This window comes from Oscillospiraceae bacterium, assembly GCA_025757985.1.
GTDB lineage: Bacteria > Bacillota > Clostridia > Oscillospirales > Ruminococcaceae > Gemmiger.
On the sequence record CP107210.1, the window covers coordinates 560,472 to 573,502 of the forward strand.

At 59.1% G+C, this 13,031-nt stretch carries 9 protein-coding genes; all 9 read left to right on the forward strand.

The window, feature by feature from the left end; all coding sequences use genetic code 11:
* The first annotated feature begins 10 nt into the window (after positions 1-10).
* The 9 genes from OGM67_02770 (at position 11) to OGM67_02810 (ending at position 13,014) form a co-directional block, all read left to right on the forward strand.
* Positions 11-871 (forward strand): conjugal transfer protein TraX, encoded by an 861-nt coding sequence (locus OGM67_02770; GenBank protein ID UYJ35277.1) that lies wholly within the window; start codon positions 11-13, stop codon positions 869-871.
* 11 nt (positions 872-882) lie between these two features.
* The gene (locus OGM67_02775) at positions 883-1,554 is read left to right on the forward strand and encodes a response regulator transcription factor (GenBank protein ID UYJ35278.1); all 672 of its coding nucleotides are present in this window, start codon (positions 883-885) and stop codon (positions 1,552-1,554) included.
* Complete coding sequence (locus OGM67_02780; GenBank protein ID UYJ35279.1) at positions 1,536-2,888, forward strand: HAMP domain-containing histidine kinase; 1,353 nt, start codon at positions 1,536-1,538, stop codon at positions 2,886-2,888. The genes OGM67_02775 and OGM67_02780 overlap by 19 nt, the downstream gene beginning before the upstream one ends.
* Before the next feature lie 344 nt (positions 2,889-3,232).
* Complete coding sequence (locus OGM67_02785) at positions 3,233-6,592, forward strand: DNA translocase FtsK (GenBank protein ID UYJ35280.1); 3,360 nt, start codon at positions 3,233-3,235, stop codon at positions 6,590-6,592.
* A complete protein-coding gene (locus OGM67_02790) occupies positions 6,582-7,553 on the forward strand; it encodes an MBL fold metallo-hydrolase (GenBank protein UYJ35281.1) in 972 nt (323 codons plus the stop codon). Before OGM67_02785 ends, OGM67_02790 begins: the two co-directional genes overlap by 11 nt.
* A 16-nt stretch (positions 7,554-7,569) precedes the next feature.
* Complete coding sequence (locus OGM67_02795; GenBank protein ID UYJ35282.1) at positions 7,570-8,433, forward strand: methylenetetrahydrofolate reductase; 864 nt, start codon at positions 7,570-7,572, stop codon at positions 8,431-8,433.
* On the forward strand, positions 8,433-9,101 hold the full coding sequence (locus tag OGM67_02800) for a methionine synthase (protein UYJ35283.1): 669 nt from the start codon (positions 8,433-8,435) through the stop codon (positions 9,099-9,101). The genes OGM67_02795 and OGM67_02800 overlap by 1 nt, the downstream gene beginning before the upstream one ends.
* A gap of 11 nt (positions 9,102-9,112) precedes the next feature.
* On the forward strand, positions 9,113-11,518 hold the full coding sequence (locus OGM67_02805) for a homocysteine S-methyltransferase family protein (protein UYJ35284.1): 2,406 nt from the start codon (positions 9,113-9,115) through the stop codon (positions 11,516-11,518).
* Positions 11,519-11,685: 167 nt separating this feature from the next.
* Complete coding sequence (locus OGM67_02810) at positions 11,686-13,014, forward strand: hypothetical protein (GenBank protein ID UYJ35285.1); 1,329 nt, start codon at positions 11,686-11,688, stop codon at positions 13,012-13,014.
* The last annotated feature ends 17 nt before the right edge of the window (positions 13,015-13,031 follow it).

Here is a 13,031-nt window from a genome sequence, read left to right on the forward strand (position 1 = left end):
GGTTATTATTATGACAAAGCAAAAATTCGGCCTGACCGGCACGGCGCTCAAAACCATTGCGCTGGTGCTCATGGTGATGGATCACATTCACTACTTTTTTGAATTTACGGGCGTTGTGCCGGAATGGTTCAGTATGCTGGCACGGCTGTCCGCGCCGCTGTTCCTGTTCTGCACCGTGGAGGGCTTCGCCCACACCCATGACCGCAGGCGCTACTTTCTGCGCATCTGGGCCATCGGTACTGCGATGGGCACGGTGGAATTTTTCATGCTCTATGCAGGGGCCTTCCGCCGCGGGGACGGCTTCTACCCGATGAATGCCATTTTTCAGGATCTGATGCTGCTCTGCATCATCTGGCAGGGCATTGACTGGCTGCGTCAGCGCCGGTTTGTGCGGGGCGCACTGGCTGCTGCCATGCCGATTCTCTGGCCGTTTTGCATCGTAGCGCTGCTGATGCTTTTTCCCAAAATTCAGGACGCGCCGATCGGCTCCTCCGTGTTGGCGTGGGTCATCACCGCGCCGCTGCCTTTGTGGACATCCATCACCGATGGCGGCTGGTCTTTTCTGGCCGGCGGCATCGCGCTGTATGCGCTGTATAACCACAAGCGCCTGCGGCTGGTCGTTTGGGCGGCTATGACCTTCCTGTGTGATTTTGTTCTGGTCTTTCTGCAGGTTCGCGGTCTGCCGGATTTTGCCTTTTCCCAGATGTTCACAGTCTACTATGAGTGGCTCGGCGTTTTTGCCGTTATCGGCATGGCGCTGTACAACGGCCAGCGCGGCAGCGGCCACAAGCAGCTGTTCTACCGGTTCTACCCGGCACATGTCTACCTGCTTTACGGTGCATCCTGTCTTGTTTACAGCTTACTGCAATAAAAGGGGCTATTATGGCAAACATTCTGGCGGTCGATGATGACCGTGACCTTTGTACGCTGCTAAAAACAGCGCTTGAGCGTGACGGCCACACCGTAGAAACGCGCACCTCCGGCACGCAGCTGACCGATACGCTCTGCCGCTGGGCAGACTGCATCCTGCTGGATGTGATGATGCCCGGCGAGGATGGCTTCGCCGTCTGCAGGCGCATCCGCGCCGAGACAGACGCGCCGATCTTATTTTTGACCGCGCGTACCGATGAGCCGTCGGTGCTGACAGGCCTTGGCCTTGGCGCGGACGATTACCTGACCAAGCCGTTCCGCATAGCGGAGCTGCGTGCGCGTGTTGCAGCACACCTGCGGCGGCAGAACCGCACACCGTCCCATAAGATCACCCGCGGCGGGGTGGCGCTGGATCTTTCCGCCAAGGAAGCCAGCGTTGGCGGCACGCCTTTGCACCTGACAAAATCCGAGTACGCTATCTGCGAGCTGCTGACCCTCCATGCAGGGCAGACCTTTTCCAAAGAACAAATCTATGAAGCGGTGTTCGGTTACGATGGTACAGCGGATGACACGGCCATCACCCAGCACATCAAGAACATCCGCGCCAAGCTGCGCGCGGCCGGGGCAGGGGAGGTGCTGCAAACGATATGGGGAGTAGGCTACCAATGGCAAAACGAAAACTGACATCCCTGCGCAGTGTTCTGCTGCGGTATCTCCTTTTGTGCGGCGGCGGGTGCGCTCTGATTCTGGTGCTCTGGTGGGGCATTTTTATGCAGCTGATAAACATCGGTTTTCTGCTGCCTGCCGTGGCGTCTGCCCAGGCCTGTGCCGAGGCCCGGGAGACCGTGGCCTCGATGACGGCAGACACCTTCGATTCCCTGCAGATCAGCGACTTATGCCGCTGGGCTGTGGTGCAGAATGACGCAGTGCTGCAGACCAACATGGATGACCGGCATCTGAAAATTGCCCTCAACGCCTTTCACGGCGGCAGCGGCAATCTGGTGCTGATGCAGTACCAGTACGATGTTAAAATGGCGGACGGAAGCTTTTGCCTTTTACAGTACGACTATGCCTTGCCCTACGCTGACCCGGCCCTGCGGGACACGCTGCCGGATTTCCAGACCTGCTATATTTTGCTGCTGGCGGTGCTCATCCTCGTTTGGCTGGGCTGGCAGACCCACTGCACCGTGCGCGCCTTTGCCGCAGAGACTGCCCGGCTGAACGCGGCCGTAGATGCTATTGCCGCCCGGCAGCTGGAGCAAATTGACACGGACGGCGTGCGCATCCGGGAATTTGCCGCCACCTTACAGGCCTTACAGACGATGGGCCGCGAACTGACGGACAGCCTGCAAAGCCAGTGGCGGATGGAGCAGCAGCGCACCGAGCAGATCGCCGCATTAGCCCATGACTTAAAAACACCGCTGACCGTCATACAAGGCAACGCCGACCTGCTGGCCGAGGATGCTCTGTCCGCCGACCAGCAGACACAGGTCGAAGCCATCCTGCGCGGCACAGAGCGCGCACGCCACTATTTGGCCGCTCTGCGCACAGCCGGCGCAGCACCTGCCGTACAAACATCGCTGGCCAGCCACGCCCTCACGGAACGGCTGGCGCAGACAGCCCGCGCCCTCTGCGCGCCTGCCGGAATCCAATTTATACTACAGGAGGAATGGCAGGGGACGATCCGTGCTGCAGAAAACGACCTGTTGCGTGCTGCGGAAAACCTTTTGGACAACGCCGCCGCCCACACTCCGCGCGGCGGAACCGTCACCCTGACCGTTGCAAGGGAAAACAACCGCTTTATTTTGCGCGTGACCGATACCGGCCCCGGCTTTACCGCCGCAGCACTGGCCCGGGCGGGGGAGATGTTCTACACAGATGCCGCGCGCAGCGACAGTGCCCATCAGGGCTTGGGACTGTATTCTGCACGCAGGACCGCTGCAGCCCATGGCGGTACCCTGCGGGTATCCAACACACCCGGCGGCTGCGCCGAGCTTTGCCTGCCCATTTGTGAATAAATTGAGAAATTACAAAAAAATGACAAAACACTCTTGACATTCGGTGACAAAACAGTTACAATTTAGTTGCAAGCTAAATGAACCCCAAGTCAAATAGCTTTAACCACATTTTTCATGTGTTCTTCTCCTCCTTTCTTGTAAATCCCCGCCCATCCCTCAGGGCGGGGATTTCTTTTTTTGTATCTCCATTTCACATTCTTAAGACAGCATTTCACTTTACAAGGTTTTTCAATCGTGATAAAATAAAAGTCGTATGTCCTTATCCGCCTGTATATGCAGGCTGTATTATTATAAACTGTATGCATATCGTTTTTTGAGAAAGCAAGAGAGGGAAAAGCAATACCATGGCACAATCTCGTTCCGGCAAAAAATCCACAAAGAGCTCCGGCACCAAAAAGCGCTCCGGCTCTGCCAAAGGTACCTCCCGCAGCAATGCGGGGCGCACTGCGTCCGCACGCAGCAGTGCCGGGCATGAACGGCAGCCGTCCCGCCGCGCCCAGCGCCGTGCGCAGACCCCGAACCTTACCCGCAGTGTTCTGCTGGTAGGCCTTGGCCTGCTGTGCGTAGCGCTTGTGCTGGTGCCCGGCCAGAATTTCTGGAGCACGCTGCGCAGTTGGTATTTTGGCATCTTCGGCATCACGACCTATCTGGTCGGGCCGTTTCTGCTGTATCTTGCCTATCTGCTGGCCTCCGGCTACCGCGTAGCGCTCTTTGCGGGGAAGGTCTCCCTGATGGGGATTCTCTGCGCCAGCGTGCCGGTCATCTTCTCCAAGCTGAATGTGGAAAGCCTCAAGGTAGGGGAGATCATCAAGATGCTCTTCACCCGCGGCGGCACCTATTTCTGGGAGGGCGGCGTTCTGGGTGCCCCCATCGGCGCCACCCTGCTGGCGCTGTTCGGCCGTCCGGCTTCCAATATTATTATGCTGCTCGTCCTTCTGCTGGGTGTGATGTTCTTTTTTGCCATCACCCCGGTCGATATTGTCCTCTTTCTGGACGCGCGGTATAAAGCCTTTCAAACGCGCCAGCAGGAGCGCGCTGCCGCTGAAACAGCCTACGACACCCGGCTTTTCAACGCTGCACCGGAGGAGGAGAGCGTTGAGAACCTGACCGGTGCGCTGCCCGATTCCGCCACCCGGCCGCACCATCCTGTCTATGATGTCATTGCTGACACCAGCCGCTTCCCGAAGCAGCAGGCTGCACCGTCCCGGCAGCCGTACACAGCCCCCGTCACACCGGTCACGCCCGAAGCCCCCTTTACTGCGCAGTCTGCCGCAGCACGCCCGGGCTTTGATGTAGACCTCGGCCCGTCCAGCACCGAAAGCGCCCGCCGCAAGGCGGAGGCCAACGACCCGCTTGAGCCGGTCAGCATCGGGCCGGGCGGCACCTTCGGCATGGACCCCCTGTCCGGCAAGGCCAGCGGCCCGCTCCATTACGCCCAGCCGCCGCAGCCCGCGCCTGCCCCGCAGGAGGATTTTGAGCTGCAGCTAGAGCCTGCCGAGGAACCGGCATCGCCCGCTGCTGCACCGGCTGCCCAGCAGCCCATTGATGAGCTGGACGCACTGATCAACCGTGCCGTCAGCGGACATGCCCCCTACTACACCCCGCAGGAGGTCAGCGCCGAGACAACCCTTGAACTGCCTGTGCCTGCAGAGTTTGAGACCCCGCTGACCCCGGTGCCGCAGGAGCCGCGCTTTGACACACCGCTTATCCCTGTGGAGGAGGAGCCGGAGCAGACCCCCGTACAGCTGCCGCAGCTCGACATGACCGGGCGGGTACAGGGCGATACCGTAGTGCTCTCTCCGGCGGATCTTGCCGCCGGTATGGCTGCAAAGGACATGCCCCCGCTGGGTACGCCCGCTCCCGCAGCCCCGGCAGCCCCCATTGCCGCACCGATTCCGACGCTGGGCGGCAGCTTCAGTGATACGGGCAGCGCAGTCAGCGCCGCCTGGGAATCCGGCCGCTCGGTGTCCGAGATGCTGGACGCTATGGCGGCAGAGCCTGCAGCGGCTCCCGCTGCCAACAGCACATCCGCAGCACAGCCCATGACCCGCCCGGCTGCCGAGACGACCCAGAGCAGCTTTACCGTACCTCAGCAGGGGCAGGCTGCCCGCGTGCAGGTCAGCACTGCCGTCGGCAACTCGGCCGGTGCGCCGGTCCATACACCGCCCTGTGCGGCGAAGGCTGACCCGAACGCCATGCGCCTGCCCACCTCCGTGGAACAGCCGCCTGAGCCCTACTGCTATCCGTCGCTGAATCTCTTCAACGCGACCCGCCCCGATGACGAGGCCGGAGCCGCCCGCGAGATGAAGAAAAACGCTGATATTCTGGTAAATACGCTGGACAGCTTCGGCGTCAAGACCACGATGCTCGACATCTGCCGCGGCCCCTCTGTCACCCGGTATGAGCTGCAGCCCCAGGCGGGCATCAAGGTCAGCCGCATCACCAGCCTTTCCGATGATATTGCACTGAATCTTGCCACGGCAGGCGTGCGCATCGAGGCCCCCATCCCCGGCAAGCCCGCAGTCGGCATCGAGGTTCCCAATAAGATCCGCTCCACGGTCAACATCCGCGCGGTTTTTGAATCCCAGAATTATATCAATATGCGCAGCCCCCTCACGATGGCGCTTGGCAAGGATATTGCCGGCACGGCGCAGGTTGCTGACCTGTGCAAAATGCCACACCTGCTGATTGCAGGCTCTACCGGCAGCGGTAAATCTGTCTGTGTCAACTCTATCATCATCAGCTTCCTGTTCCGCTCCGGCCCGGAGGATGTCAAGCTCATCCTCATCGACCCGAAGGTCGTTGAGCTTGCGGAGTACAACGGCATCCCGCATCTTTTGATGCCCGTTGTGACCGAGCCGCGCAAGGCAGCCGGTGCGCTGGGTGCAAGCGTAGCTGAAATGGAGCGCCGCTACAAGCTTTTTGCCGAGAACAATGTCCGTGAGATCAAGGCCTACAACAAGCTGGCTGCCCAAACGGGCATGGAGCATCTGCCCTATATCGCCATCGTCATTGACGAGTTGGCGGATCTGATGATGGTTGCCGGCAAGGAGGTCGAGGATTACATCTGCCGCATTGCGCAGAAGGCCCGTGCCGCCGGTATCCACCTGATCGTTGCGACACAGCGTCCCAGTGTCGATGTCATCACCGGCCTTATCAAGGCCAACATCCCCAGCCGCATCGCGTTTGCCGTTTCCAGCCAGATCGACAGCCGTACCATTCTGGACTCCGGCGGCGCCGAAAAGCTGCTGGGCAACGGTGACATGCTCTTCCTGCCGGTCGGCGCATCGAAGCCGGTCCGTGTGCAGGGCACCTTTGTCACTGATGAGGAGATCGGTGCCGTGCTGAGCTTTATCAAGTCCACCTCCACCGCACAGTACGATGAGGAAATGATAGCCGAGATGGAGCGCCGCGCCGTTGCCGAAAAGGGCAGCAAGCGGGGCGGGGACGATGACGGCGAGGCAGGCGGCGCACTGGATGCCATGTTTGAGCAGGCTGTTGAGTGCGTCATCGAGGCCGGACAGGCCAGCACCAGCCTTTTGCAGCGCCGCTGCAAGCTGGGCTACGCCCGCGCGGCCCGCATCATGGACCAGATGGAGCAGGAAAAGATCATCGGCCCCTATGAGGGTGCCAAGCCCCGTGCCGTGCTGGTGACAAAAGCCCAGTGGGAGGAGCGCAAGCTCAACGGTCAATATGATGAATAAGCAGAAGGGCTGGCGCATCGCAGCCGCTGTGCTGGCTGGCTTGCTGCTGCTTTCTGCCTTTATCATTCAGCTGGCGGGCGGCCGCGGCCCTCTGCCAGACTGGCAGCAGCTGCGCGCTGCGCTGGGCGTACCGCTCCGCACGGAGGAAAGCGTACCAAAGCCTGCCCCCGGCAGCACCGCCGTGTATGTGCTGGATGTCGGGCAGGGGGATGCCGTTTTGATCTGTCAGAACGGTGTGTATTGCCTGATCGACACCGGCCCCGCCGAGGCCGAGGATGCACTGCTCTACGACCTGCATGCACTCGATGTCGAATCGCTGGACTATCTGGTGCTCACGCATCCCCACGCCGACCATACCGGCAATGTCCGGGCGGTGCTTTCCGATTTCCCGGTCAAACAGCTTTTGCTGCCGCTGTGGGAGCCGGGTGCCGATGATACCGCTGACTGGCCCCGCCAGCTGGCTGAATGTGCCGCAGAAAGCGGCACCGAGCTAATCACTGCGGAGTCCGGGGATCGCTACCCGCTGGGCGGCGGCACACTCATGATTCTGCAGGGCGGCAGCGAAGATGCCGCAAGCGTCAACGATATTTCGCTCTGTACGATGTTCACGGTCGGAGACTTTCGTTTTCTCGACACCGGCGATGCCGAGGAAGCCGCTGAGCAGCGGCTTCTTGATACCTACGGCCCCGCCCTGCATGCCGTGCTTTACAAGGCAGGGCATCACGGGTCGTATACCTCCAACAGTGCAGCCTTTTTGCAGGCTGTCAGGCCTGCCGCCGTGGCCGTCAGCTGCGGGCTTGATAATGATTACGGCCACCCCCACCGCGCCGCACTTGAAAATTTTGCAGCTGCCGGGGCCGAGGTGTACCGCACCGATCAGGAGGGCAGCCTCACCTTTCTATGGCAGAATAACACGCTCAGCGTGGAGACCACCGCAGATGCCTGCGCGCCTGCGGCGTAACGACAAGGAGTTACAAATGACGATCACCGAACAATTCAAAGCTAAACGCTGTGTTTTCTCGATCGAGTGCTTTCCGCCGAGACAGACCACCCAGATGGACAAGCTGAAAGCCACCCTGCAGCAGATGCAGACGCTCAACCCCGGGTTCATCAGCGTCACCTTCGGCGCGGGCGGCTCTGCCGGCGGCGTTTCCACTGCCGAAGTTGCCGACTATATCCAGAACGAGCTGCAGATCCCCACGCTTGCGCATCTGATCTGCATGGGCAACGACCAGATCCGCGCGGCTGAGATCCTCGACCAGCTCGAGGCTGTCGGTGTCCGCGATGTACTGGCCCTGCGCGGCGACCGCAGCCCCACCCGCCCCGAAAGCCCGGACTTCCGCCATGCAAGCGACCTGACTTCCTTCATCAAATGGAAGAAGCCTGATTTCTCGGTACACGGTGCCTGCTACCCGGAGGGGCACCCCGAGGCCGACACCCTGCTGCACGATGTTGAGAATCTGCGGATCAAGCAGGCCGCCGGTGTCGAGCATCTTGTGACCCAGCTTTTCTTTGACAACATGCATTTCTATCGCTTCCTCAATCTGGCGCGCCGTGCCGGCATCACGCTGCCTGTTTCGGCCGGTGTTATGCCGATCGTCAAGCGCAGCCAGATCGAGCGCACGGTTTCACTTTCCTCGGCCAGCCTGCCCTCGGAGTTTACCCGTATGATCTCCCGCTATCAGGACGATCCGGCCTCGCTGTATGATGCCGGCATCGACTATGCTGTCAAACAGCTGCGCGATCTGATCGAGGGCGGTGCCGATGGTATCCACCTGTATGCCATGAACGATGCCGCCGTGGCCGCCAAGGTCTACGACGGCATCCGGGATCTGCTGTAATGGAGCGCCGCAAGCCCGCCGCCATTGACCGCGCCACAGCGCTGCGCTATATGGGGGCCGCCGGTTGGACGCCGGACACCGCTACCGCAGCCCTGTTGGACAAGGCAGAGGAGCAGGTGCTGGCAGCGGCTGCTCCGCGCGCCGTATACCGCCGCCTGCCGCGCACAGCACTGCCGCTTGAGGACTGCGGCACAGATCTTACCCGCCACCTGCTCGGCTGTGGGGAGGTGCTGCTGCTGGCTGCGACTCTTGGGTCTGAGATCGACAAGCTGCTGCGCCGGATGGAGGTATCCGACATTGCGCTGGCAACCGCCGCCGATGCACTGGCCTCCGTACTGCTGGAGCAGGTCTGTGATGAGTTGGAAAGTGAGCTGCGCGCCGCTGTGCAGGCGCAGGGCGTTTTCATGACGGGGCGCTATGCACCCGGCTACGGCGACTGCCCGCTGGAACTGAACGATACCCTTTGCCTGACCGTGGACAGTGTGCGAGGCTGCGGTCTGGCTGTGACCCCCCAGCACCTGCTGACCCCACGCAAAAGCACCACCGCCATTTTAGGCATTGCCGATCACCCCGTGACTGGCACCCGTGCAGGCTGTGCGACCTGCCATCTACGGGATACCTGTTCGTTCCGCAAGCGCGGCACGACCTGTTTCAAACAAGATCGATAGGGGAGAATCGTATGCAGATCCGTGAAGTATTTGACCGTAAACGCTTTGTCCTTCTGGACGGCGGCATGGGCACCCAGCTGCAGACCCGCGGCCTGCAGCCCGGGCAAAAGCCCGAGTTGGCCGCTCTGGAAATGCCGGATACTCTGACTGCCATCCACGCCGATTACGCCCGCGCCGGCGCGGACATCCTGCTGGCCAACACCTTTGGTGCCAACGTCAAAAAGCTTGCAGGTTGCCCCTGCACGGTCGAGCAGGTCGTTTCTGCCTCGATTGCCTGTGCGCGCAGCGCCGCCGCAGAAACCGGTGCACTGGTAGCCTTGGACATCGGCCCTCTGGGCGAGCTGCTGGTCCCGGCCGGCACCCTGCGCTTTGAGGATGCCTACGCCGAGTTTGCGCAGGTCATCCGTGCCGGTGCGGCAGCCGGGGCGGACCTTGTCTTTCTTGAAACGATGACCGATCTGTATGAATTGAAGGCGGCCATTCTCGCCGCCAAGGAAAACTGTGCCCTTCCGGTCTTTACCTCAATGAGCTTTGAGAGCCGCGGCCGCACCTTTACCGGCTGTACGGTGGAAAGCTACGCCGTCACGGCAGCCGGTCTCGGTGCCGATGCCGTGGGCATCAACTGCTCGCTGGGTCCCAAGGAGATCCTGCCGTTTGCACAGCGGCTCTGCCGCAGCGTCCCGGCCGGTGTACCGGTTTTTGTCAAGCCCAATGCCGGTCTGCCCAACCCGGACGGCAGCTACAACCTGAATGCCGCGGAATTTGCCGCAGAGATGAAAGCTTATGCCTCGATCGGCGTTTCCATGGTGGGCGGCTGCTGCGGCACAACGCCTGACTTCATCGCCAAGCTGCGGGAGACCTTTGCCCCGCTGGTTCCTGCTGACAAGATCCCTATCCGCCGCAGTTGTCTGTGTACGCCGGTTCGCTTTGTCGAGGTGGACGGCATCACCGTTGTGGGAGAGCGCATCAATCCCACCGGCAAAAAGCGGCTGCAGCAGGCTTTGCGGGACGGTGACAGCGCCTATCCCTGCGCCCAAGCCGTAGCCCAGGCCGAGGTCGGTGCCCAGGTGCTGGATGTCAACGCCGGTCTGCCCGGTATTGACGAGGCCGCCACGCTGGAGCAGCTTGTCAAGGACCTGCAAGCCATCACGGATCTGCCGCTCCAGCTCGATTCCTCCAATCCGGAGGCTCTTTCCCGCGCGCTGCGCATCTACAACGGCAAGCCCATCGTCAACTCGGTCAACGGTGAGCAGAAGACGCTGGACACCATCCTACCCCTATGCAAGAAATACGGCGCTGCCGTTGTCGGCCTGGCACTGGACGAGCATGGCATCCCGGCTGACGCCGAAGGGCGTTTTGCCATTGCAAAACGCATTGCCGCTGCCGCCAATGCGGCCGGTATCCCGAATGAGGATATTTACATTGATTGCCTGACGCTGACCGCCAGCGCCCAGCAGGAGGGTGCCGTTCAGACGCTGGAGGCGCTGACCCTCTGCAAAAAGGAGTTAGGTGTGCGCACGGTGCTGGGCGTTTCCAACATCAGCTTTGGTCTGCCGTGCCGTGGCTATCTGAACACCACCTTCCTGACAATGGCCATGGCGGCGGGGCTTGACCTTGCCATCATGAATCCCAACACGCCGGAGATGATGGCCGCCGTGCGCGCCTACCGAGTGCTGACAAGTCAGGACAAGCAAAGCTCCGACTATGTAGCCGCCTACGCCGATGTACAGATCCAGACCACCCAGACGAGCAAGTCCGCCGCCACCGTGGCCGAGGTCGGCGCGGCCGCCCCGGGCGGAGATGCACTGTTTGAGGCGGTGCGGCGCGGCTTAAAGGCCGAGGCCCGCGCGGCCGCAGACGCCGCCCTGACGATGCGGGAGCCGCTCGATGTCGTAAACACCTCTCTGATTCCCGCGTTGGACGCCGTGGGGGATGGCTTTGAAAAGGGAACGGTTTTCCTGCCGCAGCTGCTGCAGGCAGCCACCGCTGCTCAGGCTGCCTTTGAGTCCATCAAGGCGAAGATTGCCGCCTCCGGGCAGGCGCAGGGCAGCAAGGGCAAGATCGTCATTGCCACCGTCAAGGGCGATGTACACGACATCGGCAAAAACATCGTCCGCGTTATTCTGGAAAACTACGGGTACGATGTGCTTGACCTTGGCCGCGATGTCGCCCCCGAGCGCGTGGTCGAGGCTGTGCGACAGACGGGTGCAAAGCTTGTAGGTCTGTCTGCCCTGATGACGACCACCGTCCCCAATATGCAGGCCACGATTGAGGCGCTGCACGCCGCCGGATTAGACTGTAAGGTCATGGTGGGCGGCGCTGTTCTTACACCGGACTACGCCCGCAGCATCGGTGCCGATTACTACTGCAAAGATGCCAAGGCCAGCGCTGATCTGGCCAAACAGCTTTTGGGATAATACCACCGCCGCGTTTTGCTGATGAAACGCGGTTTTTTCGCAATAAGTTGTAAAAAATGCAGGTATGCCCCATACACCTTGCAGTTTCTGTAAAAATGCGGTATACTAGCTTTGTTTAGCGCTTTTGTACATTTTCCTTATTTTGTGTGGTTTACAGGAGTTTTCTTTTGAAACATGCTGCTAAGGTCGCCGCTTTTCTGGCGATTTTCGTCTTTTTAAATCTGATCCTCTGCTGCTTTATGCCGCCGGACAATGGATCCAGCCTTGCCATGTGGCGCAACTATTATCAAAAAACAGACATCGACTTGGCTGTTTTCGGCTCGTCCTTGGCTACTTGTGCCTTGCCAGAGGATGAACTTAGCCAGAACACAGGTCTATCCGTCTGTAGTCTTGCAACTAATATGCAATCCTGGGATATGACTGAGATTGCAGTCGATACGATATTGCAGGAGCATCATCCCAAAACCGCAATTTTGGTTATGGATTACTACAATATGGGAAGTGACCCCTATCCAAAGGCTCAATATGCTTTTCTGTATGGTAAACTGGAGACTGCACCTGTAGCGCAGATTCCCTCCGTATTACTGCGCTACATGACAGGCAAAACAAACTTTTTCAAGGACACCTCACTTAACGCACTTATTCCTTGGCAAAGCGGTACTTGGCCTAAAGACTGGAAAGCGGCTATCACACAAGAGACAGCAAACATCAAAGAACGATTACAGTCTAATTTTGCCGCCTCTTCTGTTGGCGAAATCGATGTATCCCATCGGCAGAATGCGCCAGATAAAACGATTGATTTCGATACCATTGGTGTTGAAAATACATGGAATTTTTCTGCGCATACCTTTTTACAGAAAAGATATGACGAGCTTGCTGAAATCTGCGACCAATGTCGTACACATAATGTTGACTTGATTGTAATTTGTCCTCCGAAACCGGTACTGGATATTGTCAGTTATGAAAATTACTTTGAGACCTACCAGACCTTCTGCGATTTTTTTGCGGCGCACGGAGCGACCTATTATGATTTTAATCTTGCAAAAGATTCTTTATTTAAAAATAAAGAGCTTTCCTACTATAGCGATCATACTCACATGAACAAAACTGGCGGACGAGCCTTCTGCCAGTCGATGGCAAAGTTTCTGCAGTTGCGTCAGAGCGGCGCGGATGTCAATGCCCTATTTATAACTCCGCAGGAATATTTAGCCCGGGTAAATTATATCACAAATGTTTATTTTCTAATTGAATCGCATAGTGACAAATTTATTCTGCTTGCAAATTGCTACCACGGCCCCAGTGTACAGGCAGAGTATGAATACCTTGTCAAAGGTCCTAATGACACAGAATACCACACTTTTTCAAATTATACAGACCGTTCTTGGGCTGAATATCCTGTCACGGAGCACGGCACCTACACCTTCCGCGTTAATGCTCGTGTTGTAGGCTCTGATGTTCCTTTTGAACGCTACTATGAGCAGCAAGTTGATTATTAACAGAAAGAAAGGAAAAC